Raw genomic sequence first — 24,918 nt, forward strand, 5'->3', positions numbered from 1 at the left:
GTGTCCCCCCCAATTGTAACTGCGTGACCGCGGGGGGTGTGTTGTTTCCGGGGGGGGGGTACCCCGCCATCACCACCCGCCCCCCCCCTCAGTGCCGCGCGCCTACCTCGCGAGTTCGGCCAGTTCGTCGAGGCGCGTCAGCTTCTGCGGGTTGCGTACCACGTAGATCCGGGTGACCCGCCCGTCCTCCACCGCGAGGCTCACCGCGGCCGGTTCGCCGTCGAACGCGATGCGTCCCGCGGGCGCGCCGTTCAGCCAGACGGTGGTCGCCTCGAGCGCGGTCACCTTCTGGTTCGCGCGCGCGAGAATGTCCGCCACCACGTCGGCCCCGTGGATCGGGGTCAGCGCGGCGGTGACGAGCCCGCCGCCGTCGGCGATCATGACGACGTCCGGCGCCATGACCTCGAGGAGCTCCTGCAGCTGCCCGGTGCGCAGCGCGGCCAGGAACCGCTCCACCACGGCCCGCTGCTCGGCCGGGCTCACCGCCACCCGCGGCCGCCGGGCCGCCACGTGCTCGCGGGCCCGGCGCGCGATCTGCCGGACCGCGGCCGCGGACTTGCCCGTCGCCCCGGCGATCTCGCCGTACGGCATCTCGAAGACCTCGCGGAGCACGAACACCGCGCGCTCCGTCGGCCCGAGCGTTTCGAGGACGGTCAGCATCGCGATCGAGACGCTCTCCGCGAACTCGATGTCCTCGGCGACATCGGGCCGGGTGAGCAGCGGTTCCGGCAGCCACTCGCCCACATAGTCCTCGCGGCTGCGCGCCAGCGTACGCAGCCGGTTGAGCGCCTGCCGCGTGACGGTGCGCACGAGATAAGCCCGCGGCTCGCGCACCTGCGCCTTGTCGACGTCGGCCCAGCGCAGCCAGGACTCCTGCACCACGTCCTCCGCGTCGGCCGCGGAGCCGAGCATCTCGTAGGCGACGGTGAAGAGCAGGCTGCGATGGGTGACGAACGGGTCGTCGGTCATGCCGTCGGCGCCACGTCGGCCGTCTCCGGGCGCGCGGTCAGCGGGATCTCGCAGGCGTCGGAGTAGCCCTGCGACGTGATGCCGTGCGCCGTGTTGCACCTGGACGCCAGGTTGGCGAAGCCGATGAACGAGGTGAGTTCGACCAGGGCGGCCGCGCCGAGCTCGTCGAGCAGCCGCGCCGACAGTTCGTCGGTGACGGTCGGCGGTGTGTTCGTCATGGCCTCCGCGTACGCGAGCACGTCGCGCTCCAGCGGCGTGAACACCTCCGACTGCCGCCAGCGCGGCACCTGGCTCGCCTTGGTCAGGTCCAGGTTCTGGTTCTGCGCGAGGAAGTAGTTGATGTCGAGGCACCAGCTGCAGCCGATCTGTGCCGCGACAGCCATGTGCGCAAAGGTCTTGAGGCTCGCGTCGGCCGCGTCCCACCCGCCCAGCGCGGCCGTGAACGCCTGGTAGGCCTCGGCGACCTTGGGGTTGTTCCACACCACTTCGGTGGGCTCGGGCACGGCGCCCAGCTGCTCGATCGTGCTCTCGCGCAGCTCGGCGGGAAGCTCTGCCTTCGGGACGCGCAGCGTCATGGTGTTCTCCTTGTGCGGAAGTACGGGTGCCTGTCCGGCCGTTCGACATGAAGACACCGGCCGGTCCGCGGATGTGACACCCGCCGACCTCACGAGGAGGCAGTGTGACGACCGCTGAGCTTGTCTCCGCGTACCTGGCAGGGCTGGAACGGGGTGATGCCGACTAGGACTCCGCGGGCCGCAGGCGCTCGTAGCAGTCGTAGTTCCGCTGGGCGATGATCCTGCCGTCGCGGAATTCCAGGATCACCGCGATGTGGGCGCGCAGCGCACGGCCCGCGGGGAGGTCGCCGAGCGGGACGGCGAGCGTGCCGGACCAGACGGTCTCCAGGGCCACCCGGGAGCCGGTCGCCATCGCGTTGGTCACGTCGAAGTGCTGGTCGGCGAGCAGGTGACGGCCCTGCTGCGACGCGGCGAGCATGCTCGGCAGATCGCGGACGGTGCCGTCGGGGAACAGGGCGTTGGGCAGTTGGGTGTGGACCGCGTCCGGGTGGAAGAAGGCGGCGAGCTCGTCCTCGCCCGCGAAGCGCGCGACGGCTTCGTGGTAGCGGACGGCCGTGGTGATGTTGCGGTGCTCCTCGGTTCCCGACGCGGCGACTCTGTCGGCCAGTTGGGCGGCGGTGTCTCGCATGGCGCCGACCCTAGCGGCCCTCCGGGAGCCGTGGTCGCCCTCCAGGCACCTCTCGTATGGCAGCCTTGCTGTCACCGGTCCCGCGACCAGTGGCTGGAGGGGTGCGCGGCCGTAGGCGTTCTCCTTGGGGCCCGAACATGATCAGATACTCGACCGGTCCGGTGGATCCGGCGTTGGCGACTGCGTGGGGGGTGCGGGTGTCGAACTCGACGACATCTCCGGAGGTCAGGACGAGGTCCTGGTTGCCGAGGGCGAGCCACAGCCGCCCGTACAGGACGCACAGCCACTCGTAGCCCTCGTGAGACCTCTGGCGGGGCCGCCCGGGCGGCTCCGCGACGGCGGGCAGCACGTGCTTGTGGGCGTGCAGGCCGCCGACGTACCGGGTCAGCGGCAACACCGCCTTGTCGTCGCCGAAGCTGTGCGGCGCCATGCTGCGGGGCTCGGCCGCAGAGGCGGGCGCGGTGCCGGCCAGCTCGTCCAGGCCGACTCCGTATTCCTTCGCCAGCTGCAGCACCACCTCCAGGGTGGGCTTGCGCCGGCCGGTCTCGATCCGCGACAGCGTGCTGGGCGAGATGCCGGTCGCGCAACTGACAGCGGCGAGTGTGACGCCACGGCGCTCGCGCAGCACCCGCAGCCGTGGCCCCATCGCCGCCAGCGTCCGGGTCACGTCGTCACCTGCCATGGGCCCCGTTCCTTCCCGCCGTGCCGCTTCACCGCCCTGTCCTGCAACCTTGCCAGAATGGCAACGCTGATCGCGCCGAGTGGCCACAGCGCCGCATGATCGATGGGTTCCCGTCGGCCGCCCACGAACCGAGGAGAAGTCCCCCATGCGATCCGAGCCGACCGCCGCACCGCGCCACCGCACCGTCGAGGCCCCGGCCGGGCGCCTGCACCTGGCAGAGCAGGGCACCGGCCCGCTGGTCCTGCTCGTGCACGGCTTCCCCGAGTCCTGGTACTCCTGGCGCCACCAGCTCCCGGCCCTCGCCGCGGCCGGGTACCGGGCAGTGGCGATCGACGTACGCGGCTACGGCCGCTCCTCCAAGCCCGCCGCGACCGACGCCTACCGCATGCTCGACCTGGTCGCGGACAACGTCGCCGTCGTGCGCTCCCTCGGCGAGGAGAGCGCGGTGATCGTCGGCCACGACTGGGGCTCCAACATCGCCGCCGCCTCCGCCCTGCTCCACCCCGAAGTCTTCCGCGCGGTCGGCTTGCTGAGCGTCCCCTACGCGCCGCCCGGCGGCCCCCGCCCCACCGACATCTTCAGCCGGATCGGCGGCCCCGAGCAGGAGTTCTACGTCTCCTACTTCCAGCAGCCCGGCCGCGCCGAGGCGGAGATCGAGCCCGACGTACGGGGCTGGCTCGCGGGCTTCTACGCGGCACTGTCCGCCGACACCATGCCGGCCAAGGGCGAGCCCGACCCGCACTTCGTCACCCCGGGCGGTCAGCTGCGCGACCGCTTCCCCGCCGGCCCGCTCCCGGCCTGGCTGACCGAGGACGACCTCGACGTCTACGCCGGGGAGTTCGAACGCACCGGCCTGACCGGCGCCCTCAACCGCTACCGCACCATGGACCGCGACTGGGAAGACCTCACGCCCCACCACGGCGCCCCGATCACACAGCCCGCCTTGTTCATCGGCGGCACACTGGACGCCTCCACCACCTGGATGGCCGACGCCATCGACGCCTACCCCACCACCCTCCCCGCCCTGTCCGCCTCCCACCTCCTGGACGGCTGCGGCCACTGGATCCAGCAGGAACGCCCCGACGAGGTCAACCGCCTGCTGACCGGCTGGCTCGCCACCCTCCAGGGCGGGTGACCGTGTCGACCTGCTGGTTGCTCAGGGCGCCGTCGATGATGATCGCGGTGGCCAGCAGCCCGGTGGAGGTGTCCTCGCCGTAGCGGTCCTACGGGAGTGTCGGCTCGCGGGCCTGGGTGGCGGAGATGAGCCCGGCCAGGGAGGTGCGGGTTTCCGACAGCGCGGAGATCCGGTCGTCCAGACCCTGGAGGTGTTCTTGGAGGGTCTCCAGCTTGCATCCGGCGACCGTATGACGAACACAGATCGCCCCATCGCCCTCTACGGTTTCCTGCGCCCCAGGCCGGAGCGCGCGGACGAGGTCCGGCGCATCCTCTCCTCTTTCGTCGAACCCACCAGACAAGAGCCCGGCAACCTGCAGTACCACCTCCACGAGCACGAGGACGGCTGCTTCTTCCTGTACGAGGTCTGGCGCTCCCAGGAAGACCTGGACCGGCACAACGCCACTCCCCCGCTGCGCGCCTTCCTGGAAAACCTGTCGACTTTCCTGGAGCAATCCCCGGAGGGCTACTTCGACACCATGCTCAGCCCGTATCCCGAGGCCTGACCGATGCCCGCCTGAGGGGATGCCCGCGACGGGTGCCGTGCAGCCAGCCGGGTGGAGCAGAGCTCAACTCCCCTCACCGAAGCACGATCCCTTGCGAATCGGCCGCCGTGGACACGAAGGACTGCGAATCCGCCAACGCGGCTCAACCGTTCTCTTAGAAGTCCTCTTACATCCGCCGACTACCCATCCCTCATGCCATCCACCACCGCACGCCACACCAGCACCCGCGCCGCCGCCACGGCCCTGGTGGCGTCCCTGTCCTGCCTCGCGCTCATCGCGCCCTCCGCCTCCGCTTCCTCCCCCGCGGCCGTCGCGCCGCACCCCTCCCGTATCGCCGACGGTGTCGTCGACATTCCGGTACGGGGCGGCACAGCCACCGTCGACACCACCTCCCTGCGCGTCACCGCCCGTACCGGGCACGGCACGGTGGAGCTCTCGGCGCCCGCCGCGACCGCGCCCGGTGCCCCCGGTCCGGTGACGAGGACCTCCGACGGCGCCCGCTGGAGCTACCCGGGCAAGGGCCTCTCCGTGACCGCGCGCGCCGCCAAGGGGCGACTCCTCGTCTCGATCTCGGCCACGGGCCCGGCCGACCGCGCCCTGAAGTGGCCCGTCACCGGCACCGACCGCGCCGCCTCCGCCCTGCAACTGCCGCGCGGCGAAGGGCTGTCCCTGCCCGTCACCGACCGCTTCTGGAACTCGCCCGCCGCCCAGCTCACCGGCGGCGACCTCGCGCTGGAGTCGGACCTGACGATGCCGCTGTGGGGCCACACCCTCGGCCGCCAGGGCGTCAGCTACCTCGTCCCCACCGACATCGGCACGTCCCTGCGGACGACGTCCGACCGGGGACGGCTGCGCACCACCGCCACCCACCGCTTCTCCCGCGCCGAGGGCACCACCCGCTACACCGTCGCCCTCTCCCTGACCGACGGCTCCCCCGTCGCGCCCGCCGTGGACTACCGCGCCTGGCTCTCCGAACACGGGCAGCTCGGCAGCCTCCGGAAGAAGATCCAGGCCGCACCGGCAACGCGCAAGCTCCTGGGCGCCTTCCACGCCTACCTGTGGGGCGACGCGCGCAAGCCCCAGGGCGTACGGCAGTTGCGTGCGCTCGGCGTGGACCGGATGTGGCTCGGCTACGACGCCGACGACCGGCCGATGGGTGCCGCCGCCGTCACCGCGGCCAAGGACGCGGGCTATCTCGTGGGCCCCTACGACTCGTTCGCCAACGGCCAGGACCCCAGGACCGCCGACGCGCCCACCTCCGTCTGGCCCGGCCGGGTGTACCCCGACTTCTGTGTCCGGGACGCCGCCGGGAAGCCACGCCCCGGCTTCCACGACCGCGGCTGCTACCTCAGCTCCGAGGCGTTCGAGCAGGCCGAGCCCACCCGCCACCACCTCGCCGACCGCACCCGCGCGATGACGGCCAACGGCGCCGACAGCTACTTCCTCGACGTCGACGCGGCGGGCGAGCTGTTCCGCGACCACAGCAGTGCCCACCCCATGACCAAGGCGCGCGACCGCGCCAACCGGCTCGCCCGCATGAAGCGCCTCACCGACGGCAACAGTCTCGTGCTCGGATCCGAGTCCGCCGGCGCGTGGGCCAACCAGGTGCTCGCCTTCGACCACGGCTCCGGCACACCCGTGGCCGACGGGCTCTGGACGGCCCAGAAGGACAAGGAGAAGTGGGGCGGTTACGCCCCCGCCAAGGCGCCGGGCGTCTTCTTCAAACCCGCCGAGCTCCCCGCCGCCGTGGCCAAGGCGATGTACGACCCGGCCTACCGCGTCCCCCTGTACGAGACGGCCCTGCACGACTCCCTCGTCAACACCGAGCGCTGGGAGCTGCCCTACGACAAGCTCCCGAAGCAGAAGACCACCCGGGCCCTCCTCGCCATGCTCTACAACACCCCGCTCAACTTCGTCCTCGACGGCGCCTCCCTCAAGGAACGGGGCCACGAACTGGCCGGGCTCCAGAAGTACTTCGCTCCCCTGCACCGGGCCGCCGCGACCGAACCCCTGACCTCCTTCCGCACCCTCACCCACGACCGCACCGTCCAGCGCACCGTCTTCGGCCGCGGAACCCTCACCGTCACCGCCAACTTCGGCACCGCCGCCCACGACGGCCTCCCGGGCGGCTGCGTGGACGCGACGCTCAAGGGCGACAAGAAGCCGCGCCGCCTGTGCCCCGGCGCGGAGCGGTGACCGGCACGTCGTCGAGGCGCGCCGGGCCCCCGCGGCCCGGCCCGTGAGAAGATCCCCCGCGACGAGCACCGCCCCCGACCGTGGAAAGTGACGATGTACGCGATATCCCTGGGTGACGACGGCGCGGAACTGCGGCCGCTCGAACCGTGGCAGGCCGAGGAGTTCCTGGCTCACATCGACCGAGGACGGGAGTTCATCGGGCGGCACAACGCGCTGCCCGACGTCGTCAAGGACCTGGAGTCGGGCCGGGCCTACCTCCAGGCGTACGCGGACAAGGCCGCCGCCGACTCCGGGCGGCTCTGCGGCATCTGGGCGGACGGCGGGCTCGTCGGGGCGGTGCTGCTGCGGACGATGGACGTCGCGCAGGGCACCGCCGAGGCGGGCTGCTGGCTGGAGCCGTCGGCGGCGGGCCGGGGCCTGGTGACCCGGGCGGTGCGGGTGCTCATCGACTGGGCGGTGGAGGAGCGCGGCATCCACCGCGTCGAGTGGTGGGTGTCGGCACAGAACGCGCCGAGCATCGCGGTGGCCGAGCGCCTCGGCATGACCCGGGACGGCGTGCTGCGGCAGAGCTATCTGTACCGGGGGCAGCGGCACGACGAGGAGATCTGGTCGGTGCTCGCGCCGGAGTGGCGGGCGGCACGGCAGGCCGATCGAACACCTGACGGGCTCGGTTAGGGTGGCCCGGTCGAGCCGCCGTACGCCCGTACGGTGACCGTGCATCAGGGGAGGTTCTCCATGACGGAGAAGATCGCGGGGAAGGTCACGGAGACGGACGCGGGGACGGACACGGGGACGGACGCGGGGGCGAGCCCGGGGACGGTCGCGGGGACGGTCGCGGACAAGATCAAGGTCGCGGTGGTCGGCACCGGCGGGATCGGCGGCTACTTCGGCGGACGGCTCGCCGCCGCCGGGCACGACGTCGGCTTCGTCGCGCGCGGCGCCCACCTGGCGGCGCTGCGCGAGAGCGGCCTGACCGTGGACAGCGCGGCCGGTGACTTCGCCGTCGCGCACGTGCACGCGACCGACGACACCCGGGACATCGGCGAGGTCGACTTCGTCCTGCTGTGCGTCAAGACCTGGCAACTGCCGCCCGCCATCGCCGCGTTGAAGCCGCTCGTCGGCCCGGGCACGGCGGTCGTCACCCTGCAGAACGGCGTGGAGGCCCCGGAGCAGGTGGCCGCGGAGGTCGGCCGGGACGCGGTCCTGCCCGGCACCGCGAAGATCATCGCGCATCTGGACGGGCCCGGCCGTGTGCGCCACGTCGGCGGGCCCGCCTCGCTGGCCTTCGCCGAGTGGGACGACCGCGCGTCGGACCGCGTGGCCCGCCTCAGGGCCGCGCTCACCGGCGCGTCGGTGTCCACCGCGGCGCCCGAGGACATCTGGGCCGAGCTGTGGGCCAAGTTCCTCTTCGTCGTGCCCTTCGGCGGGCTCGGCACCGTGGCCGACGCGCCGTTCGGCGTGCTGCGGTCGCGGCCGGGGACGCGGCAGCTGCTCGTCGACGGCATGACGGAGATCCAGCGGGTCGCGAGCGCCCTCGACGTCCGGCTTCCGGACGACATCGTGGACCGGACCCTGGACTTCATCGACCAGCAGCCCGCCGAGGGCACCTCGTCGCTCCAGCGCGACATCCTGTCCGGCCGCCCGTCCGAGCTCGACGCGTGGAACGGCTCGGTGGTCCGGCTCGGCGAGCGCACCGGGACACCGACGCCGGTCAACCGCTATCTGTACGAGGTGGCGAGCGTCCTCGCGACCCGCTCCCCGCAGGGGGCGGCGCCCACCACGTAGGCGCCTAGGGTGCCGTGAAGCTCACGTCGTCCGCGCTCGGCACGATCTCGACCTCGTCGCCGAGCGCCCATTCGGCGACACGCGACACCATGGCCGCCGGTACGGCGTCGCTGATGCCCGCGGCCGCCGGGATGTCGTACGTCGCGTGCGCGTCGTGCGGCAGGACCACGCGGAAGCCCAGGTCGAGGGCCGTGCGCGCGGTGGCGCCCACGCACATCTCGGACTGCACGCCGCACAGGGCGAGCGCGGTGACACCCTCCTCGCGCAGGATGTGTTCGAGGTCGGTCTCCTCGAAGCCGTCGTCGACGGTCTTGCGGAGCACGAGTTCGCCGCGGTCGGCGTCGACGGGCAGCTCGACCTGCCAGCCGGGCGTGCCGGGCTCGTCGAGGGCGCCCTCGGGCCCGTCGTTCTGGAGCTGGACGACGAGGACGTCGGCCGCCCGCGCCTTGGCCATGAGCTGTTCGGTGCGGCGCAGGACGCGCTCGGCGTCGGGGACGGCCTCGGCGCCGGTGACGAACGCGGACTGCATGTCGACGACGATCAGGGCCTGAACGGGTTCGGTCGGCTTGGCGGGTTCGGTGGGTCCGGGGGTCGCGGAAGGGCTCTGGGCGGTCATATGCCCATCATGCCCGCGCGTTCCCATCGGCCCGCATCCGCCCCATGGTTCGCACCGGCCGCACGGCCCTCGTGGCTCCCTCGGCACGGCGGCGTCCGCGCCTAGCCTGGGGCGATGAGTGCGGAAGTCACGGCGCTGCTGGTCGTCGCCGCGGTCCTGGTGGCCGCGACGCTCGCGGTCGCGGTCGTCCTCCTCGTACGTCTCGTCCGCACCCGGCGCGCGCTGCGGCAGGCGGGACTTCCCACGGGGCGTCAGTGGGTGTTCTGGGGCGCGGTCGCGTACTTCGTCCTCCCGGCCGACCTGCTGCCCGACCCGGTGCTGCTCGATGACATCGGCGTACTGCTGCTCGCGCTGCGGTCCCTGCGGTCCGGCGCGGCGGCGCCGCACAAAGAACCCTGAGCCCCCCCGGAACCCGGAAAGGTCCGTCGCGCGTCAGGACTCCGGCGGCGTCACCGGGCGCAGCACCGGGCGGCGCAGCAGGCGGGCCTTGGTCAGCAGGGCGTGCATGCGCTCGGTGACCTGGCCGAGGTCGTCGACGGGTTGGTGGAAGACCAGGCGTACGTCGGCCTGGCTGCTCGCGCGTTCCAGACGCAGCGTCAGGCCGTACCGGTCGATGGCGATCGGCTTGACGTTCACGACGCCCGCGAGGCTGTCCGCCGCGACGAGCCGGGTGAGCTGCTCCACGGCGTCGGGGTGCGAGTCGGCGAGGTGCGTGAGCAGCCGGGACTCGGCGTGGGCGAGCGGGTCGGCGTCGGCGAGCGCGAACTCCTCCAGGTCGACGCCGGTGCGGCCGTGCGCGTCGTGCAGCACGACGCAGGTCGGCTGGAAGGCGAGGTGTTCGCGGGTGACCGTGAGGGTGCCGGAGAGCCAGAGGCGGGCGCGGACCCGGTCCCTGACGGGCACGGGCGCGACGTCGGCCAACTCGACGAGCGTGGACGGCTCGCCGCGCGGCGCGCAGATGAGGGCGGCGGCCAGGGCACTGTCCTCCGGCGGGTGCAGGAGCACCGTGCCCCGGTCGGTGACGCTGTGGGCACCGACGAGATCGTCCTTGCCGATCTCCGTGGTCACCGCGCAGGACCAGGCGGTGGCGAGCACGGAACGAGCGCGCGCCGCGGCCGTGGGCATGGTCGTGCTGATGTGTCGGACACCCATCCTCAACCTCCATTAGGTAAGCCTTGCCTAACTTATCGGAGATCGAGGAGCGCGGCCACCACGCGCGACCTGCGGCGCGCCGCCCGTCCGACCCCGGCGGCGCGCGCCGGTCAGACCCAGCGGTGCATGCCGATCGATTCGGGAGCCGTGTCGCGGAAGCCGAACTTCTCGTACAGGAAGCGGGCGTCGCCGTCCGCGATCAGGGAGACGTACGCGCTCTTGGGCGCGCGGCGTTCGAGCTCGTCGACCAGCGCCGCCATGATCTGCTTGCCCAGGCCGCGGCCCTGATGGTCGGGCAGGACGCAGATGTCGACGACCTGGAAGACACATCCGCCGTCGCCGATGACGCGCCCCATCCCGACGGGCTCGTCCGCGCAGTAGACGGTCACCGCGTGCCAGGTGTTGGCGAGGCCGATGCGGGCCGCCTCGGGGGCCCGGGCACTCAGGCCCGACTCGACGCGCAGTCGGAGGTAGGTCTCCACCGAGGGAGTTTCGGCACGCACCATGTAATAGTCAGTATTAGTGTTCACCTGCTACACATTAGCAGCGCGAAAAAGCCACCCGAGGCGGCGCCCCAGGTGGCCTTCCGAGCAGGTCGCGCGCGACTCAGTGGCCGCGCGCGAGCCACTCCTCCACCTGTCCGGACTCCGCGCCGATCGTGGTCGTCCCACCGTGGCCGGTCCGCACCACCGTCTCCGGCGGCAGCGTCAGGAGCCGGTCGCGGATCGACGCGACGATCGTGGGAAAGTCGCTGAACGACCGCCCCGTGGCCCCGGGGCCGCCCGCGAACAGCGTGTCACCGGTGAACACCGTGCCGAGCTCCGGCGCGTACAGGCTCACCGCCCCGTGGCAGTGGCCCGGCGTGTGCAGGACCGTCAGCGTCACGCCCGCGACGTCCAGCTCCTGACCGTCGGCCAGTTCGCCGTCCGGCGCCCGGTCCGGGTGCGTGAGCTTCCACAGCTCCAGGTCGTCCGGGTGCAGCAGGACGGGCGCGCCGGTGCGGTCGGCGAGCGCCGGGGCGGCGTCGACGTGGTCGTCGTGGGCGTGCGTGCACACGACGGCGACGACGCGGCGCCCGCCGACGGCCGCCGCGATGGCGTCGGCGTCGTGCGCGGCGTCGACGACCAGCACCTCCCGGTCGTCGCCGACGAGCCACACGTTGTTGTCGACGTCCCAGGTCCCGCCGTCCAGCGAGAACGTGCCGGAGGTGACGAGGCGTTCGACGCGCACGGCGCCCGCGGAGGCGGCGGCCATCACAGGACCACCACCGAGCGCAGGACGTCGCCGTGGTGCATGCGCTCGAAGGCCTTCTCGACCTCGTCGAGCGCGATCGTCTCGGTCACGAACGCGTCGAGGTCGAGCCTGCCCTGGCGGTACAGGTCGATGAGCATCGGGAAGTCCCGCGAGGGCAGGCAGTCCCCGTACCAGCTGGACTTGAGCGCGCCGCCGCGCCCGAACACGTCGAGCAGCGGCAGATCGATCCGCATGTCCGGGGTCGGCACGCCCACGAGGACGACCGTGCCCGCCAGGTCGCGGGCGTAGAAGGCCTGCTCGTACGTCTCGGGGCGGCCGACCGCCTCGATGACGACGTCGGCCCCGAAGCCGCCGGTCAGCTCGCGGACGGCCGCGACCGGCTCGGTGGCGCGGGAGTTGACGGTGTGGGTGGCGCCGAGGCCGCGGGCGGTCTCCAGCTTCCGGTCGTCGATGTCCACCGCGATGATCTTCGCGGCGCCCGCGAGGCGCGCGCCCACGACGGCGGCGTTGCCGACGCCGCCGCAGCCGATCACGGCGACCGAGTCGCCGCGCCCCACGCCGCCGGTGTTGATCGCCGCGCCGAGCCCGGCCATCACGCCGCAGCCCAGCAGGCCCGCCGCGGCCGGTGAGGCCTCCGGGTCCACCTTCGTGCACTGCCCGGCCGCGACCAGGGTCTTCTCCGCGAACGCGCCGATGCCGAGCGCGGGCGAGAGCTCGGTGCCGTCGGCCAGGGTCATCTTCTGCTTCGCGTTGTGCGTGGCGAAGCAGTACTGCGGCCGCCCGCGCAGACAGGCGCGGCACTGGCCGCACACCGCACGCCAGTTGAGGATCACGAAGTCCCCGGGCGCCACCTCGGTCACGCCCTCGCCCACCGACTCCACGACACCGGCCGCCTCGTGCCCGAGCAGGAACGGGAAGTCGTCGTTGATGCCGCCTTCGCGATAGTGCAGGTCGGTGTGACAGACCCCGCACGCCTGGACCTTCACCACGGCTTCACCCGGCCCCGGGTCCGGCACGGTGATCGTCTCGATCCGCACCGGCTCACCCTTCGCGCGTGCGATCACGCCCCGCACTTGCTGCGCCATGACTCGTCGCCCTTCTCTCGCTGCGTACGTCACCCCGGCGCGACGTCGGCAAAGGGCCGAACGCGCCGGTACGAAAGGAGCCTACGGCCACCCCGCCTAGGGTGAGTGCGTGCGTGTACTCGCTGCTCAAACGCTGCTGCCCGTGAATGTGACGCTGGCCGTCGTCCTGCTCGTGCTGCTCGTCGCCGCGGCCACGACGGCGGCCGTCTTCCGGCTCTCGCCCGACGGGACGCGCGGGCGGGCGCGGGAGATCGGGGTGGCCGGTGTGCGGGCGGCGGCCCAGCTGGCCGCGGTGTCCCTGGTCATCGGCTGGGTGGTGCACCACGTGGCGGCCCTGTTCGCCTTCCTGCTGCTGATGTTCGGCGTGGCCACGCGCACGGCCGGGCGCCGCATCACGCCGAACGGCACATGGTGGTGGGCCGCGGTGCCCGTCGCGACGCCGGTCGTCCCGGTCGTCGCGGCCCTGACCCTCGCGGGCCTGGTGCCGGTGCGCGGCATCGCCATGATTCCGGTGACCGGCATCCTCATCGGCGGCGCGCTCACCGCCACGGTCCTCGGCGGCCGCCGCGCCCTGGACGAACTGCGCACCCGCACGGGCGAGTTCGAGGCGGGCCTCGCCCTCGGCCTGCTCCCCCGCGACGCCCGCCTCGAGGTCATCAGGCCCGCCGCGTCCGACGCCCTCCTGCCCGGCCTCGACCAGACCCGCACGGTCGGCCTGGTCACGCTCCCCGGCGCCTTCGTCGGCATGCTGCTCGGCGGGGCCTCCCCCGTCCAGGCGGGCGCGGTCCAGCTGTTCGTCCTCATCGCCCTGATGGCGGTGCAGGCCATCGCGGTGGCCGTGACCGTCGAGCTGGTCGCCCACGGCAAGCTGCACCGCGAGGAGCCGCCGGAGCCCGCTCGGCCCGCCTCTCCTGCCGACGCGGCCGGAGCGTAGGCTCCCCGGCATGTCTGTTTACGACGCAGTAGAGATCGAGCGCCTCCAGGGCGGCCCCGCGGACCTCGCCCAGTACCGGGGCAAGGCCGTCCTCATCGTCAACGTCGCCTCCAAGTGCGGTCTGACCCCCCAGTACGAAGGCCTGGAGCGCCTCCACGAGACGTACGCCGCCCGCGGCTTCACCGTCCTCGGCGTGCCCTGCAACCAGTTCATGGGCCAGGAGCCGGGCACGTCCGACGAGATCGCGGAGTTCTGCTCGGCGACGTACGGCGTGACGTTCCCCATGACGGAGAAGGTCGACGTCAACGGCGAGGCCCGGCACGCGCTCTACCGCAACCTGGTCACGGCGGTGGACGCGGAGGGCCACACCGGGGATGTGCGATGGAACTTTGAAAAGATCTTGGTGGATGGTTCGGGCAACGCCGTGGCCCGCTTCTCGCCGCAGACTGAGCCCGACGCGCCTGAACTCATCGCCGCCATCGAGGCGGCCCTGCCCGCCTGACCGACGCTGAGCGCACGTCAGCGCAGCACGGCCGCCAGCAGATCGGTCCCCAGCGCCGTCAGATCGGGCAGGTTGAGGGTGTGCCGGACGTAGCGGCCGTGCCGCCGGGCCGTGACCAGGCCCGCGCGGCGCAGGACGGCCAGGTGGCGGGAGACCTCCGGGAGGGAGAGCTCCCAGGTGTGGGCCAGCTCACCGGTGGTGTGCGGGCCGCGGGCCAGGGTGCGCAGCAGGCGCAGCCGTACCGGATGGGAGAGCGCCTCCAGGCGCAGGGTGACCGTTTCCAGCGACACCGGCTCCGCCGGGACCGCCTCGGCCACGGGGTACTGCACCACCGGCTGCCACCCGGGCGCGTGGACCACCACCAGGTGCGGGCTGCCGTAGACGCTGGGGATGAAGGTGACCCCGGTGCCGTGGGCGGAGGTCGCCTTGTCCTGCAGCTTGTCCACGACGATGCAGTCGCCGTCCGGTGCCAGGGTGACCGCGCCGGAGACCGACGCGAGCGCCGCCCCGATGCCCTGGCGCTGCACCAGGTCGTTCTTCAGGCGCAGATCGGTGGCGAGCCGCACGGCGACGCCCGCCCAGGCGGCGTCGAAGAAGGCCTCGGCGCACTGTTCGAGAGTGTCGCGCACCCGCGCCCGCACCGCGGCCGGGTCCGCGAACAGCCGTTCCGCGAAGGCCTCTTGCCGGCCGCCGCGGGCCTGGGCCAGGTCGAGGGCCCGCTCGCGCGCCGCCGCGTCGGTGAGTGGCGACGGCACGGCGAGCCGGACCCGCCGGCCGCCGCACGTGGGGACGAGCGCCGCGGTCACGTACGCGTCGTCGTCGATCCGGTCCACGTCGTCCAGCTCCTCGGCGAGGGTCGGCCGGGGCCGGGCGGGGAGCAGGAAGTCGGCCTGCGAGGACCGCCAGAGGAACTCCGCCTCGCGCAGCCGCTCGGCCAGCTCAGGGCGCAGCCTCGCCCGGACGTCCGCGGCCCAGCCTGCGAGCTGCGGATGGTGCCCGGGTTCGGCGAGCACATGCAGCATCGCGGTCAGCTCGGCCAGCGGGGAGGCGGCGAACCGCAGTCGCTCGGACGGCAGGCCGCTGATGTCGATGCGCAGCGTCATCCGTACATCATCGCTGGTCGGACGGTCGGCGACGGCGTCGCTTGACGGTCTTGGTCAAGCGACGGGCGCCGCCGGGCGGCCGCCCGCACGGTGGGCTCCATGCCCACCACCAAGATCAAGCCGCGCGCCCTCGTCCGTGCCTCCGGCGGCCCCCGCTACGCCGTCGCCCTGGCCGTGGACGCGCTCGGCACCGGCCTGCTGCGGCCCTTTCTGCTGCTCTACGGCGTGACGGTCCTGCGTCTTTCCGCGCCGGCCACCGGCATCGCCATGACGGTCGGCATCGTCGTGGGTCTGGCGTGCATGCCCGCGGTGGGCCGCTGGCTCGACCGGGGCGCACGCAGCACGGTCGTGGCGGCGTCGATGCTGATACGGGTCCTCGGGGTGGCGCTGCTCCTCGCCGCCCCGGCCGGGCACGTCTGGCTGTTCGCGACGGCGGCGCTCTTCCTCGGCATCGGCAACCAGGCCTGGCCGGCCGCCCACGCGGCGCTCGTGGCCACGGTCGCCCACGGCCGGGAGCGCGACGCCGCGCTCGCGGCAGGCCGCGCCCTGCGCAACGCGGGGCTCGGCGTGGGCGCGCTCCTCGCCACCGCATGCCTGGCGGGCGGCACCGCCGCGTTGCAGGCCCTCGCGGCCGTCACCGGGCTCGCCTATCTCACCGCGGCGGCCTTGGCGTGGTCGGTCCACCTGCACGCGCACCCCACCGCTGCCGCGACCGAGGACAGGGCCGACGGGCCCGCACCCCGGATGCGCGCGCTGCTCGCCGCCAACGTGATCTACGTCTTCTGCCTCAACGTCCCCGAAATCGCGCTCCCCCTGGTCCTGGTGACCCAGGTGCACGCGTCCCCGGTGTGGTCGGCAGCCATCTTCGTGGCCAACACGGTCCTGGTGGTGACCTTGCAGGTTCCCGTCACCGTCCTGCTGTCCCGCTTCGCCCGGCGGACCGTGCTGGCGCTCGCCGGCGTGGTGCTCGCCGCGTCCTACCTCGGCTTCCTCGCGGCCACCTCGCTGGGACACGGCCTGGCCGCCCCGGCCGTCGCCGCGGTGTCCGTGCTCTGCACCATCGGCGAGATCATCTACGCCGGCAGCGCCACCGCGCTGGTCACCGCCCTCGCCCCGGCCCCTGTCCTGGGCCGCACCCTCGCCCGCTTCGAGCTCTCCACGGGCTTCGGCCTCGCCGTGTCCCCGGCGGCCATCACCGCTCTCGCACCCCACGGCTCGGCCGCCCTGTGGGGCAGCCTCGCCGCCGCGACGCTCCTCTCGGCCTCCGCGGTCGCCACCGAGAAGGATCGAGGGGCGCGGCTCGGCGGCCACGGCCGTGGGGTGTGAGCGGCACCGACGTGTCGCGTACGGCTACGTCGTAGGAGTACGGCGCCCGCCCCGGCGCCCGGAGCCACGGCCGCCGGTGGTGTCGGCGCCGCCCGCAGGCGTACGCCGGCCGGAGCCGCGGGCGGCCTTGCCGGGGGCAGCGGTGGTCGCGGCCGCGGTACGGCGGTCGGAGCGGCGGCGGCCCGTGCCTGCGGCACCCGTACTGGGCCCGTCGGCTCCCGCCCGGCGGGCAGAGCCGCGCCCGCCGGTCGCCGGGGCCTCACCGGCCGCGGCCCGGCGGCCCGAGCCCCGGCCCTCGGTTCCGGTGGGCTTGCCCGACGCCGCTGCGGCCCCGCCGCCCTTGCCGCGGCGGCGCCCGGACCGCCCGCCGGGCGCGGCGCCGGTCTTGCGGTCCGTGCGGGACGCCTTCGGCGGCGTGGGCTGGGGGACCTCGATGGTGACGGCCACGCCGGAGGGCTCGCGGGCGCCGGTGAGGGTGGCCAGTTCCGCGTCGCTCGAGGTGACGCGGGCCGTGCGGGGGCGGATGCCCGCGTCCGACATGAGCCGGGTGACGTCCCGCTTCTGGTCGGGCAGGACCAGCGTGACCACACTGCCGGAGCCCCCGGCGCGGGCCGTGCGGCCGCCCCGGTGGAGGTAGTCCTTGTGGTCGGTGGGCGGGTCGACGTTCACGACGAGGTCGAGGTCGTCGACGTGTATGCCGCGGGCCGCGACGTTCGTCGCCACCAGCGCGGTGACGTGGCCGCTCTTGAACTGTTCCAGGGTGCGGTTGCGCTGCGGCTGGGAGCGGCCTCCGTGCAGTGCCGCGGCGCGGACGCCGACGGCCAGGAGCCGCTTGGCGAGCCGGTCGGCGGACCTCTTGGTGTCGAGGAAGAGGATGACCCGGCCGTCACGGGCCGCGATCCGCGTGGTGACGGCCTTCTTGTCGGTCTCGTCCTGGACGTGGAGCACGTGGTGCTCCATGGTGGTCACCGCTCCCGCGGACGGGTCCACGGAGTGCACCACGGGGTCGGTCAGGAACCGCTGCACCAGGCGGTCGATGTTGCGGTCGAGCGTCGCCGAGAAGAGCATGCGCTGCCCGTCGGGCCGCACCTGCTGGATCAGCTTGGTGATCTGCGGCAGGAAGCCCATGTCGGTCATCTGGTCGGCTTCGTCGAGCACGGTGATGCGTACGTCGCCGAGCGCGCAGTCCCCGCGTTCCACGAGGTCGTTGAGCCTGCCGGGGGTCGCGACGAGCACCTCGACGCCGCGCCGCAGCGTCGCGGCCTGCTTGGTGATGGACAGGCCGCCGACCACGGTGGCGAGGCGGAGGTTCACCGCGGTCGCGTACGGGGTCAGCGCGTCCGTCACCTGCTGGGCGAGCTCACGGGTGGGCACGAGGACGAGGGCGAGGGGCGCCTTCGACTCGGCGCGCAGCCCTGCCGTGCGGGCCAGGAGCGCGAGCCCGAAGGCGAGGGTCTTGCCGGAGCCGGTGCGTCCGCGGCCGAGCAGGTCGCGGCCCGCGATCGAGTTGGGCAGCGTGGCGGCCTGGATGGGGAAGGGGGTGGTCACACCTTGCGCGGTGAGGGTCTTCAGGAGCCCCGCGGGCATGTCCAGACCGGCGAAGTCCTCGACGGCGGGAAGTGCGGGAGTCGTGCTTTCCGGCAGCCGGAATTCCTGCGGCGTCGACGCGGACGGCCGGGGCGACGCGGTGCGCCGGTTCGACTTCTGGGGCCTGCGGGACATGCGGTGATTTACCTTCCTGGAAACAGCACAAACCGGGATCCGCACCTTGAGAGTGCGGACCCCGGTGCGTGGATACGCGTCCGGCGATCAGGCGGGGACGATGTTCTCCGCCTGCGGGCCCTTCTGGCCCTGCGTGACGTCGAAGGAGACCCGCTGGCCCTCCTGGAGCTCACGGAAGCCCTGGGTCGCGATGTTCGAGTAGTGCGCGAAGACGTCGGGGCCGCCGCCGTCCTGCTCAATGAAGCCGAAACCCTTTTCGGCGTTGAACCACTTCACGGTTCCCTGTGCCATGACCTTCTCCTTCTGTAGGCAGAGGCCCCATCCGGAGATGCCGGAAAACAACAAATGCGCCTGAAAGGAAAGCATTCCCGTCAGGCGCACATAGGTTCATGGGTACCACAACTGCAACTCCAAAAGCCTAACACAACTCGGCGCCCACGGGGGGTGGGGCCTCGCTCCCACGGGAGTGAGGCCTCGTTCCCAAGGGGGTGGGGCCTTGTTCAGGGCGCTTGCAGATCTTCCCGCAGGAAGTCCACGACGTCGCCGAAGAGGTCGTCCGGCAGGCGCTCCCGGTCCTGGGCGAAGGCCGTCTCCAGGAGGTGCGCGGCCCGCGTGCGGTACGGGGTGCGCGGGGGCAGCTCCTGGATCCCGCGCAGCGCCCTCACATACAGGTCGCTGAGGTAGCTGTCGGCCACCTGCGCGCGGTTGGCCAGGATCAGCTCCAGGAGGTCGTGGGCGAGCGAGGAGGCGGGCGCCCGCTCCATGGGGGTGAAGGTCGTCACCGCCGGGCCGAGCCAGCGGAACACGGGGTCCATGGCGTGGCGGACCGTCGCGTCGTTGGTGCCGCCGGACACGGACATCTTGTGCCAGATGTCGTCCCAGTACGACCGCGACCAGCCCGCTCCCCCGTGCCCCTCGGGGTAGTGGAAGAGCCAGTTCATGTCGAGCGGCGGGGGCGGCTCGACGCCGAACTGCCGCCGATCCGTGCGCGGCGAGAGGTGGAGGGTCCGCCCGGTCTCGTCCCAGGAGTGGGACACGTTCAGCGACAGAGCGAAGTCCGTCCACTGGCTCTCGTGCATCGCCGACCGCCACAGCAGGCAGTGCCGGTGCCACAGGGCCACCGGGTCGTCGGCGTCGGGGAACAGCTCGGCCACCGAGCAGCGCTCGGCGAGCAGCACGATCAGCAGGACCAGGTTGGAGTCGTACAGGCCGTGCCGGCGCGCGGTGCGCAGCGGCCACGGGCAGTAGGCCGCGTGCTGGTCGCCGGTGCGCATCCCGTGCTGGGCGAGGACCTGGATGAGGAGCCGGCTGAGCCTGCGCCGCTCGGCCGGGGGCAGCCGGCTGGTGAGCGCCCGGGCGAAGCGCGGCATCTGGCGGGACGACAGGGTGGTGTACGACAGGAGGGCGTAGGCGAGGTCGTCGTCGATGCGGGCGCCGCCGAGCGAGAGCGCGGGGCGGGGCGTGAGCAGGTCGGTGAGCAGGTGCAGGGCGAGCCGGACCGCCAGGTACTCGCCGAAGGTGGCGTGCAGGAACTCGTAGGTGGCGAGCATCTGGCCGTCGCGTACGGACTGGGCGCGCTGGACGAAGAAGAACCTGCCGAGCGCCGCGTCGGCGGTGGTCAGCGGGGTGCGGAACCCGGACGTCTGCACGGGTTCCCGGCCGAGCACCGCCGCGAGGTCCTCTTCGAGCTCGGCGGCCGACACCCACTGGCGGCCGCGGTTGAGCTGGGCGAAGGCCACGAGGGACAGGCGCTGCAGCTCCCGCTCGACGCGCTCGGCGGTCTCCTGGTCGGGCACGGCGTCGAGCGTCGACTTGCCGACCTCGCGGCGGGCGAACGAGGAGAGGAGCTCCTCGTACAGGCCGGCCACGTCGAAGGCGCCGCCGGTGGCACGCCGCAGGCCGCCCTCGGTGGCGTCGTACAGCGCGAGCATGGTCAACAGCAGGGGCTGAGCGGCGAGGTCCGCGTGCCGTGCGAGGTGCTGCCAGGTGAGCGGCGCCTGCCCGTGGGCGCGCAGGGCGCCGGCGTTGGCCGCGTTCCACACGGTCAGCCACTGCTCGATCTGTTCGGCCCGGAACGGCTCAAGGCGCAGCGCCACCAGGCCTTCGGGGTAGCGGGCGCGGTCGGCGACGGCGGTGCGGCTGGTGACCAGGGCCAGGACGGGGCGGCCCTGGTCGGCCTCGCGCCGCTGGAACTGGGCGACGCGGACGAGGAAGTTGTTCTGGTGGACGCCGGTGGTCTGCAGGAGTTCGTCGAATCCGTCGAGGAGCAGGACGGGAGTGCTGCCGCCGGCCGCGCGCACCAGCTCGGGCCAGCTCGCCGTCTCGCCCGTGACCGCGCGGACCGCGTGCTCGATCTGGTCCTGGAGCTCGTCCTCCGCGCGCATGTCCCGCAGCGGGACCCGGACCGGCAGGAATCCGACCGACGGCAGGCGCGCGGCGAGCACCCGGGTCAGGACGGACTTGCCCGCGCCGGGCTGGCCGAGGATCAGCAGCGGCGCCTCCGTCAGGTGCGGCGACGTGAGGGCGCCCGCCAGGTACTGGGTGAGGTCCTGGCGGACCGGGACCTGCTCCCACCACTGCTCGTCGGCGGGTCCGCCGGGACCGGACACTCCGCTCGCCCTGAAGTCCGGGTCGAGGTAGAGCTCTTCGAGGGTGGGGATGTGGATGCCGTCCGGCGCGGCGTCGGCGTCCAGGACGGTACGGGTCAGGGCGGCGCGGTAGGCGCGGGCGAGCGCGGCGGCCACGTCGACGGGTGGCCGCATCCACCGGGCGGTGCGCGCGAGGAGCGTCTCCATGCTGTCCAGCGCACGGCGCACTTCGGCGCGGGTCGCCTGCTGCTCGACCTGGGTCGTCCAGAACGCGAATTCGGGGGCTTCCGTGGCCAGGCGGGTGTAGAGGCCCTGGTAGCGGGCGAGGGCCGCGTTCGGCAGTCCCGCGCCGGTCACGGTCTGCCGGGCCTCGTTCTGGCGGCGCGGCTCCAGGCGGTCCCAGAAGTCGAGGCCCTCGATGAAGCGCAGGAACCTGTCGGCGTACGAGAGGTAGCGGGTCAGCAGGGCCGCCGCGACGACCTCCGGCGGCAGGTGCGGCGCCGGGCAGGGCAGGTCGGTGGCCAGGAGCGGCGCGACGAGGTCCATGACGGCGGGTGCGGGCTCCGAGGGCGCCGTGTCGGCCTGGGCCAGGGCGAGTTGCTCCGCGCGGGTCAGCGCCACGTCGTCCAGGTCGAACGGCAGGTCCAGTTCCTGGAGGGCCTCGAAGAACGCGACCACTACGATGACCGTGTGCGCGGCGCGCAGCACGTCCGACCGCTCCGCCCGCCCCTGGCTCCGCCCCAGGCGCGCGCCGACGCCCCGCATCACGTCCCGGCCGAGTCCGAGGAGGCGGCCCTGGGCGTCGGCCATGCCGAGGACCGTGCCGCTGATGCCGCCGGTGGCCTGGTTGAGCACCCCGCCGAGCGCCCGGTCGAGCGCCGCGAGGCGGGGTGGCTCGGCGCCGAGCAGCACCAGCGCGTCGGTGAACGTCAGCGGTTTGCGCGCCCCCATGGCCCCCACTCCCCGTGTGCGGTCCCCCACTCTGGCACGGGGCGGGCGGTCGAGTGGAGCACTGTGCGCAACGGGCACGCCAGGCGGGGTCCCGGTCAGGCGGAGCCCTGCGCTAGGGCGGGTCTGTCTCCGGGCGCCCGCCCGGCTCGTCCGGGGCGCGGGAGCTCACGAGGAGGGCGTCGACTCCCGTGATGTGCAGGACCCGTTCGACCGCCCTGGATATGGCGATCACGCCGAGGTGGCCGCCGGCGTCCCGGCTGCGCCGATGGTGCACGACCAGGGCGTTGATGCCGGAGGAGTCCATGAAGGCGACGTCGGCCAGGTCCAGTTCCACCCGTCGGTGCAGCAGCGGCGCCAGGGCCGTCCGCAGCAAGGGGGCGCTTTCCAGGTCCAGATCTCCCCGCACACGCACCAGGGCGGGATCGAGCCCGGAGACGATGTCCACGTGCAAGTGCTGGGGCGAGACGGCAGCCATCTTTCGCGCCTTCCGCTGGTGCAGGGCCGTGCAGGTCGAAGACCCTGTACACGGTACCGATGTCCCACGCGGTGACGATCTCTCTTTTGCCCTGCGATGCCACGCACTTGACGCCGGGACAGCACCCGCACCCTGATGTTCCGACGGCGAGAGAGCGCTTCAGGGCCGGTACACGCACGCCGCCAGCGGCGCGTGCAGCGTCCAGCCCAGCGTCTCGTACAGGGCGCGGCCGTCCGGCGTCGCGCCCAGGACGCCCACGCGTGCGCCCCGGGCGCGGGCCTCCGCGCTGAGCGACCGCATCACGAAGGTGCCGAGGCCGCGGCGGCGGTGTGCCTCCTCCGTGACGATCTTGTCCATGACCGTGGCCCGGCCGAGGAGAGCCATCTGCCCCCGGGCGGCGAGCGCGCCCGTGGCGTCGTGCACCCGGGCGAACGTCACGCCGTCGTCCGTCTCCACCGACAGGCGATAGCCCTCGGGCGCCGCCGTCTCCTCCGCCCGGAGGTCGACCGCCATCAGGTAGCCGGACTCCTCCTTGTCCACCGTCCAGCCCGCGGGCAGCCACGGCTCGACCTCCGCCAGGGCGGTGGGGACCTTCAGCCAGGTGTACGGCACGTCCACGGACGCGGCCGCCGCGCGTACCGCGGCCTCGGTGGGGTCGGGCAGGACGTGCCGCCCGACGTGGTCCGCGGAGCCCACCTCTATGTAGTGGCCCCAGGGGTGCTCGACCGGCGCGGGCGTGCGCCGCGAGACGGCCCAGCCCCGTACCCATGTGCTGACGAGTTCCGGGTTCATGTCGTCCTCCTGTGGTGGTCGTTCGCCGAAGTGGTCGATGGAGTCGATGAAGTCGATGCGGTCACGGTCGCCGAGGCACTCGATGGGGTGGGCGCGCCGACGCGGTGGGCGAGGAGCGTGCCGCCCGTGGCAAGCGCGAGCCCGGCGAGCGTGAGCGGTCCGATGTGCTGCCCGAGCAGCAGGGCGCCGAGACCGGCCGTGCTCATCGGCACGAGGTAGAAGAGGCTGCTGACCTGACTGGTCCCCTGACGCTGCAACAGGTGGTACAGGAGGCCGACGCCGACGATCGAGTTGACGAGCGCGCTCCACAGCAGCACCGGCCCGTACCCGGCCGTGAACTCCACGTCCCAGCCCTCCACGAGCAGCGCGGGCGGGAGCACGGCGAGCGCGGCGGCCAGGAGCTGCACGGCGTTGCCGCTCACCGGTTCCATGGGGCCGCAGAAGCGCTTCTGGTAGACGGTGCCGACGGAGATGCCGAGCAGTCCGAGCACGACGAACCCGAGCCCCAGCACGTACCCGCCGGACACCTGGATGCCCTCCGCGACCGCGAGGGCCACGCCCCCGAGGCCCAGGACGAGGCCCAGGTACTGCCCCGCCGACACGCGCTCGTGCAGCAGCGGCACCGAAAGGAGGGACGCGGTCAGCGGGTACAGCGCGATGATCAGGGCCGCGAGCCCGGACGGCACGCCGCGGTCCATGCCCGCGTAGATGCTGGAGAACTGCACCGCCTGCATCAGCACCCCGGCCACGGCCAGATGCCCCAACTGCCGCCCCCGGGGCAGCCGTTCCCGCCTCAGCCCCGCAAGGGCGAGCAGCACCAGGCCCGCGACCGTGAAGCGCAGGGCCGCGAAGGTGTACGGGGCCGCGTGCCGCAGGCCGAGCTTCCCGGAGACGAAGCCGGAGCTCCAGACGAGCACCAGCGCGACGCGCGCGGCCAGTTGGGGCCCGCTCGCGGACCTCCGGGGTCCGGCGGCTAAGCCGCTCGCCGACGGTGTCACGGCGGGCGGACTCGGACTCTTCACTGCTGCCACCTCTCCTCGTACGCTCGTGTGCGATAAACAGCACGATAGAACAAAATTTAGTTCAGAGCGAGCGGAAAAAGCCCCACGGGTGAGCACCCGTGGGGCGGCAGGAAGAGCGCAGAGGCGGATCGACGCAGGCCGGAGCCGATCGGTGCGGGCTTCAGTACAGGCTGGAGAAGAGCACGACCACCATCTGGGCCGGAACGTCGCGGTCGTTGCGGAAGGTGTGCGGATGCCCGGCCGACCACTGCACGCAGTCCCCGGTGCGCAGCTCGTGGTCGACGCCGTTGTAGCGGCACACCAGGGTGCCCCGGGTGACCATGATGAGGTCGGTGCCTTCGTGCTGGAGGTCCTCGGTCAGGCCGCTGTGCGGCTCGAAGTCACCGGTGACGACCTGGTATCCGAGCTCCGGCGAGCGCAGCACGTGGTACACGACGCCCGGGGCCCGGTTCAGCGTCTCCTGCTTCTCCCGGGGGAAGAGCGAGGGCGTGGCGGGACCGCGCGAGAAGCCGAGGAACGAGCCGACGTCGTGGTCGAAGACCTTGGCGAGCCGCCCGAGCCGCTCCAGGGCGATATCGGTCTCGCCCCGCTCCAGGGCGGCCAGGAAGGACACGGACAGGCCGCACTCGGCGGCCACTTGACGCAGCGACATCCCCCGCTGCGTCCGCAGCCGGTGCAGCACCGCACCGGGCGGTGGGAAGCCCAGCTCCGGATCCCTTGCGGAGGTACGGGTCGAGGGGTCCGGATCAGCCATGACGGCATCCTAAGCGGAGGCTCCGGGACCCGCCCCGGCGCGGTCCCGCGGGCACGGCCCCGCCCGCCGCGGCCGTGAGCCCCACCAGGGCCCTGCACGCACAACCAGCCCTCCGGGCCGAAATGCCC

At 72.9% G+C, this 24,918-nt stretch carries 26 protein-coding genes; 9 read left to right on the forward strand and 17 right to left on the reverse strand.

Going from position 1 to position 24,918, the window contains the following annotated elements; genetic code table 11:
* Positions 1–102 precede the first annotated feature (102 nt).
* The 4 genes from ACFWZ5_RS00005 to ACFWZ5_RS00020 all read right to left on the reverse strand — a co-directional run bounded on the left by ACFWZ5_RS00005 (position 103) and on the right by ACFWZ5_RS00020 (position 2,854).
* The gene (locus ACFWZ5_RS00005) at positions 103–969 is read right to left on the reverse strand and encodes an RNA polymerase sigma-70 factor (protein ID WP_384788298.1); all 867 of its coding nucleotides are present in this window, start codon (positions 967–969) and stop codon (positions 103–105) included.
* A complete protein-coding gene (locus tag ACFWZ5_RS00010; protein WP_384788294.1) occupies positions 966–1,544 on the reverse strand; it encodes a carboxymuconolactone decarboxylase family protein in 579 nt (192 codons plus the stop codon). Before ACFWZ5_RS00010 ends, ACFWZ5_RS00005 begins: the two co-directional genes overlap by 4 nt.
* Positions 1,545–1,707: 163 nt before the next feature.
* A complete protein-coding gene (locus tag ACFWZ5_RS00015) occupies positions 1,708–2,172 on the reverse strand; it encodes a nuclear transport factor 2 family protein (RefSeq protein WP_384788291.1) in 465 nt (154 codons plus the stop codon).
* A 10-nt stretch (positions 2,173–2,182) separates the two neighbouring features.
* A complete protein-coding gene (locus ACFWZ5_RS00020; protein ID WP_384788288.1) occupies positions 2,183–2,854 on the reverse strand; it encodes a helix-turn-helix domain-containing protein in 672 nt (223 codons plus the stop codon).
* A 145-nt stretch (positions 2,855–2,999) separates the two neighbouring features.
* Here ACFWZ5_RS00020 and ACFWZ5_RS00025 point away from each other — a divergent pair, with 145 nt between their 5' ends.
* The 5 genes from ACFWZ5_RS00025 (at position 3,000) to ACFWZ5_RS00045 (ending at position 8,514) form a co-directional block, all read left to right on the forward strand.
* The gene (locus ACFWZ5_RS00025) at positions 3,000–3,989 is read left to right on the forward strand and encodes an alpha/beta fold hydrolase (RefSeq protein WP_384788285.1); all 990 of its coding nucleotides are present in this window, start codon (positions 3,000–3,002) and stop codon (positions 3,987–3,989) included.
* 229 nt (positions 3,990–4,218) lie between these two features.
* Positions 4,219–4,533, forward strand: a complete 315-nt coding sequence (locus tag ACFWZ5_RS00030; RefSeq protein WP_384788282.1) for a putative quinol monooxygenase — start codon at positions 4,219–4,221, stop codon at positions 4,531–4,533.
* A gap of 192 nt (positions 4,534–4,725) precedes the next feature.
* The gene (locus tag ACFWZ5_RS00035; RefSeq protein ID WP_384788279.1) at positions 4,726–6,729 is read left to right on the forward strand and encodes a glycoside hydrolase; all 2,004 of its coding nucleotides are present in this window, start codon (positions 4,726–4,728) and stop codon (positions 6,727–6,729) included.
* Positions 6,730–6,822: 93 nt separating this feature from the next.
* Positions 6,823–7,404 (forward strand): GNAT family N-acetyltransferase, encoded by a 582-nt coding sequence (locus ACFWZ5_RS00040; RefSeq protein ID WP_384788276.1) that lies wholly within the window; start codon positions 6,823–6,825, stop codon positions 7,402–7,404.
* A 60-nt stretch (positions 7,405–7,464) separates the two neighbouring features.
* Positions 7,465–8,514, forward strand: coding sequence for a 2-dehydropantoate 2-reductase (locus tag ACFWZ5_RS00045; protein WP_384788274.1), 1,050 nt, complete (start codon positions 7,465–7,467; stop codon positions 8,512–8,514).
* Positions 8,515–8,518: 4 nt separating this feature from the next.
* On the opposite strand, the gene ACFWZ5_RS00050 is transcribed toward ACFWZ5_RS00045, so the two are convergent.
* Positions 8,519–9,130, reverse strand: coding sequence for an isochorismatase family protein (locus ACFWZ5_RS00050; RefSeq protein WP_384788271.1), 612 nt, complete (start codon positions 9,128–9,130; stop codon positions 8,519–8,521).
* 114 nt (positions 9,131–9,244) lie between these two features.
* On the opposite strand from ACFWZ5_RS00050, the gene ACFWZ5_RS00055 reads away from it, so the two are divergent.
* The gene (locus ACFWZ5_RS00055; RefSeq protein ID WP_384788268.1) at positions 9,245–9,529 is read left to right on the forward strand and encodes a hypothetical protein; all 285 of its coding nucleotides are present in this window, start codon (positions 9,245–9,247) and stop codon (positions 9,527–9,529) included.
* A gap of 33 nt (positions 9,530–9,562) precedes the next feature.
* Here ACFWZ5_RS00055 and ACFWZ5_RS00060 read toward each other — a convergent pair whose 3' ends face one another.
* From ACFWZ5_RS00060 to ACFWZ5_RS00075, 4 genes are all read right to left on the reverse strand, one after another.
* Positions 9,563–10,282: a DUF2470 domain-containing protein gene (locus ACFWZ5_RS00060; RefSeq protein ID WP_384788265.1), complete on the reverse strand. Its 720-nt coding sequence runs from the start codon at positions 10,280–10,282 to the stop codon at positions 9,563–9,565.
* A 110-nt stretch (positions 10,283–10,392) separates the two neighbouring features.
* Complete coding sequence (locus ACFWZ5_RS00065; protein WP_384788262.1) at positions 10,393–10,788, reverse strand: GNAT family N-acetyltransferase; 396 nt, start codon at positions 10,786–10,788, stop codon at positions 10,393–10,395.
* Positions 10,789–10,888: 100 nt separating this feature from the next.
* Complete coding sequence (locus ACFWZ5_RS00070) at positions 10,889–11,536, reverse strand: MBL fold metallo-hydrolase (RefSeq protein ID WP_384788259.1); 648 nt, start codon at positions 11,534–11,536, stop codon at positions 10,889–10,891.
* Positions 11,536–12,621, reverse strand: a complete 1,086-nt coding sequence (locus tag ACFWZ5_RS00075) for an S-(hydroxymethyl)mycothiol dehydrogenase (RefSeq protein WP_384788257.1) — start codon at positions 12,619–12,621, stop codon at positions 11,536–11,538. The genes ACFWZ5_RS00070 and ACFWZ5_RS00075 overlap by 1 nt, the downstream gene beginning before the upstream one ends.
* A gap of 109 nt (positions 12,622–12,730) precedes the next feature.
* Here ACFWZ5_RS00075 and ACFWZ5_RS00080 point away from each other — a divergent pair, with 109 nt between their 5' ends.
* Together ACFWZ5_RS00080 and ACFWZ5_RS00085 are read left to right on the forward strand one after the other, a co-directional pair.
* Complete coding sequence (locus tag ACFWZ5_RS00080) at positions 12,731–13,555, forward strand: ABC transporter permease (protein ID WP_384788254.1); 825 nt, start codon at positions 12,731–12,733, stop codon at positions 13,553–13,555.
* 10 nt (positions 13,556–13,565) lie between these two features.
* Entirely contained in the window at positions 13,566–14,057 is a 492-nt protein-coding gene (locus tag ACFWZ5_RS00085) for a glutathione peroxidase (RefSeq protein ID WP_384788251.1), read from the forward strand.
* Between the two features lie 17 nt (positions 14,058–14,074).
* On the opposite strand, the gene ACFWZ5_RS00090 is transcribed toward ACFWZ5_RS00085, so the two are convergent.
* A complete protein-coding gene (locus ACFWZ5_RS00090) occupies positions 14,075–15,160 on the reverse strand; it encodes a DUF5937 family protein (protein WP_384788249.1) in 1,086 nt (361 codons plus the stop codon).
* A gap of 99 nt (positions 15,161–15,259) precedes the next feature.
* On the opposite strand from ACFWZ5_RS00090, the gene ACFWZ5_RS00095 reads away from it, so the two are divergent.
* Positions 15,260–16,486 (forward strand): MFS transporter, encoded by a 1,227-nt coding sequence (locus ACFWZ5_RS00095; RefSeq protein ID WP_384788247.1) that lies wholly within the window; start codon positions 15,260–15,262, stop codon positions 16,484–16,486.
* Positions 16,487–16,510: 24 nt separating this feature from the next.
* Here ACFWZ5_RS00095 and ACFWZ5_RS00100 read toward each other — a convergent pair whose 3' ends face one another.
* The 7 genes from ACFWZ5_RS00100 to ACFWZ5_RS00130 form a co-directional block, all read right to left on the reverse strand.
* Complete coding sequence (locus ACFWZ5_RS00100) at positions 16,511–18,208, reverse strand: DEAD/DEAH box helicase (RefSeq protein WP_384890046.1); 1,698 nt, start codon at positions 18,206–18,208, stop codon at positions 16,511–16,513.
* Between the two features lie 87 nt (positions 18,209–18,295).
* Positions 18,296–18,499: a cold-shock protein gene (locus ACFWZ5_RS00105; protein WP_030069301.1), complete on the reverse strand. Its 204-nt coding sequence runs from the start codon at positions 18,497–18,499 to the stop codon at positions 18,296–18,298.
* Between the two features lie 209 nt (positions 18,500–18,708).
* The gene (locus ACFWZ5_RS00110) at positions 18,709–21,747 is read right to left on the reverse strand and encodes an NACHT domain-containing protein (RefSeq protein ID WP_384786697.1); all 3,039 of its coding nucleotides are present in this window, start codon (positions 21,745–21,747) and stop codon (positions 18,709–18,711) included.
* Positions 21,748–21,859: 112 nt separating this feature from the next.
* Positions 21,860–22,222 (reverse strand): STAS domain-containing protein, encoded by a 363-nt coding sequence (locus ACFWZ5_RS00115; RefSeq protein WP_384786700.1) that lies wholly within the window; start codon positions 22,220–22,222, stop codon positions 21,860–21,862.
* A gap of 159 nt (positions 22,223–22,381) precedes the next feature.
* Positions 22,382–23,014 carry a GNAT family N-acetyltransferase gene (locus ACFWZ5_RS00120; protein ID WP_384786703.1) on the reverse strand — a complete coding sequence of 211 codons (633 nt, stop codon included), beginning with the start codon at positions 23,012–23,014 and terminating at the stop codon, positions 22,382–22,384.
* On the reverse strand, positions 23,011–24,036 hold the full coding sequence (locus tag ACFWZ5_RS00125; RefSeq protein WP_384786706.1) for a DMT family transporter: 1,026 nt from the start codon (positions 24,034–24,036) through the stop codon (positions 23,011–23,013). The genes ACFWZ5_RS00120 and ACFWZ5_RS00125 overlap by 4 nt, the downstream gene beginning before the upstream one ends.
* Positions 24,037–24,196: 160 nt before the next feature.
* On the reverse strand, positions 24,197–24,790 hold the full coding sequence (locus ACFWZ5_RS00130) for a helix-turn-helix domain-containing protein (RefSeq protein ID WP_384786709.1): 594 nt from the start codon (positions 24,788–24,790) through the stop codon (positions 24,197–24,199).
* Between the last annotated feature and the right edge of the window lie 128 nt (positions 24,791–24,918).

It is taken from the genome of Streptomyces sp. NPDC059003 (assembly GCF_042740445.1).
Taxonomy (GTDB): Bacteria; Actinomycetota; Actinomycetes; order Streptomycetales; family Streptomycetaceae; genus Streptomyces.

Bases quoted from the DNA above. Each gene is read 5' to 3' on its own strand.
- ACFWZ5_RS00120 (WP_384786703.1), bottom strand. From the start codon at position 23,014: ATGAACCCGGAACTCGTCAGCACATGGGTACGGGGCTGGGCCGTCTCG.
- ACFWZ5_RS00100 (WP_384890046.1), bottom strand. From the start codon at position 18,208: ATGTCCCGCAGGCCCCAGAAGTCGAACCGGCGCACCGCGTCGCCCCGG.
- ACFWZ5_RS00050 (WP_384788271.1), bottom strand. From the start codon at position 9,130: ATGACCGCCCAGAGCCCTTCCGCGACCCCCGGACCCACCGAACCCGCC.
- ACFWZ5_RS00110 (WP_384786697.1), bottom strand. From the start codon at position 21,747: ATGGGGGCGCGCAAACCGCTGACGTTCACCGACGCGCTGGTGCTGCTC.
- ACFWZ5_RS00040 (WP_384788276.1), top strand. From the start codon at position 6,823: ATGTACGCGATATCCCTGGGTGACGACGGCGCGGAACTGCGGCCGCTC.
- ACFWZ5_RS00095 (WP_384788247.1), top strand. From the start codon at position 15,260: ATGCCCACCACCAAGATCAAGCCGCGCGCCCTCGTCCGTGCCTCCGGC.
- ACFWZ5_RS00065 (WP_384788262.1), bottom strand. From the start codon at position 10,788: ATGGTGCGTGCCGAAACTCCCTCGGTGGAGACCTACCTCCGACTGCGC.
- ACFWZ5_RS00105 (WP_030069301.1), bottom strand. From the start codon at position 18,499: ATGGCACAGGGAACCGTGAAGTGGTTCAACGCCGAAAAGGGTTTCGGC.
- ACFWZ5_RS00085 (WP_384788251.1), top strand. From the start codon at position 13,566: ATGTCTGTTTACGACGCAGTAGAGATCGAGCGCCTCCAGGGCGGCCCC.
- ACFWZ5_RS00035 (WP_384788279.1), top strand. From the start codon at position 4,726: ATGCCATCCACCACCGCACGCCACACCAGCACCCGCGCCGCCGCCACG.
- ACFWZ5_RS00015 (WP_384788291.1), bottom strand. From the start codon at position 2,172: ATGCGAGACACCGCCGCCCAACTGGCCGACAGAGTCGCCGCGTCGGGA.
- ACFWZ5_RS00075 (WP_384788257.1), bottom strand. From the start codon at position 12,621: ATGGCGCAGCAAGTGCGGGGCGTGATCGCACGCGCGAAGGGTGAGCCG.
- ACFWZ5_RS00130 (WP_384786709.1), bottom strand. From the start codon at position 24,790: ATGGCTGATCCGGACCCCTCGACCCGTACCTCCGCAAGGGATCCGGAG.
- ACFWZ5_RS00020 (WP_384788288.1), bottom strand. From the start codon at position 2,854: ATGGCAGGTGACGACGTGACCCGGACGCTGGCGGCGATGGGGCCACGG.
- ACFWZ5_RS00055 (WP_384788268.1), top strand. From the start codon at position 9,245: ATGAGTGCGGAAGTCACGGCGCTGCTGGTCGTCGCCGCGGTCCTGGTG.
- ACFWZ5_RS00090 (WP_384788249.1), bottom strand. From the start codon at position 15,160: ATGACGCTGCGCATCGACATCAGCGGCCTGCCGTCCGAGCGACTGCGG.
- ACFWZ5_RS00005 (WP_384788298.1), bottom strand. From the start codon at position 969: ATGACCGACGACCCGTTCGTCACCCATCGCAGCCTGCTCTTCACCGTC.
- ACFWZ5_RS00070 (WP_384788259.1), bottom strand. From the start codon at position 11,536: ATGGCCGCCGCCTCCGCGGGCGCCGTGCGCGTCGAACGCCTCGTCACC.
- ACFWZ5_RS00010 (WP_384788294.1), bottom strand. From the start codon at position 1,544: ATGACGCTGCGCGTCCCGAAGGCAGAGCTTCCCGCCGAGCTGCGCGAG.
- ACFWZ5_RS00115 (WP_384786700.1), bottom strand. From the start codon at position 22,222: ATGGCTGCCGTCTCGCCCCAGCACTTGCACGTGGACATCGTCTCCGGG.
- ACFWZ5_RS00045 (WP_384788274.1), top strand. From the start codon at position 7,465: ATGACGGAGAAGATCGCGGGGAAGGTCACGGAGACGGACGCGGGGACG.
- ACFWZ5_RS00060 (WP_384788265.1), bottom strand. From the start codon at position 10,282: ATGGGTGTCCGACACATCAGCACGACCATGCCCACGGCCGCGGCGCGC.
- ACFWZ5_RS00030 (WP_384788282.1), top strand. From the start codon at position 4,219: ATGACGAACACAGATCGCCCCATCGCCCTCTACGGTTTCCTGCGCCCC.
- ACFWZ5_RS00025 (WP_384788285.1), top strand. From the start codon at position 3,000: ATGCGATCCGAGCCGACCGCCGCACCGCGCCACCGCACCGTCGAGGCC.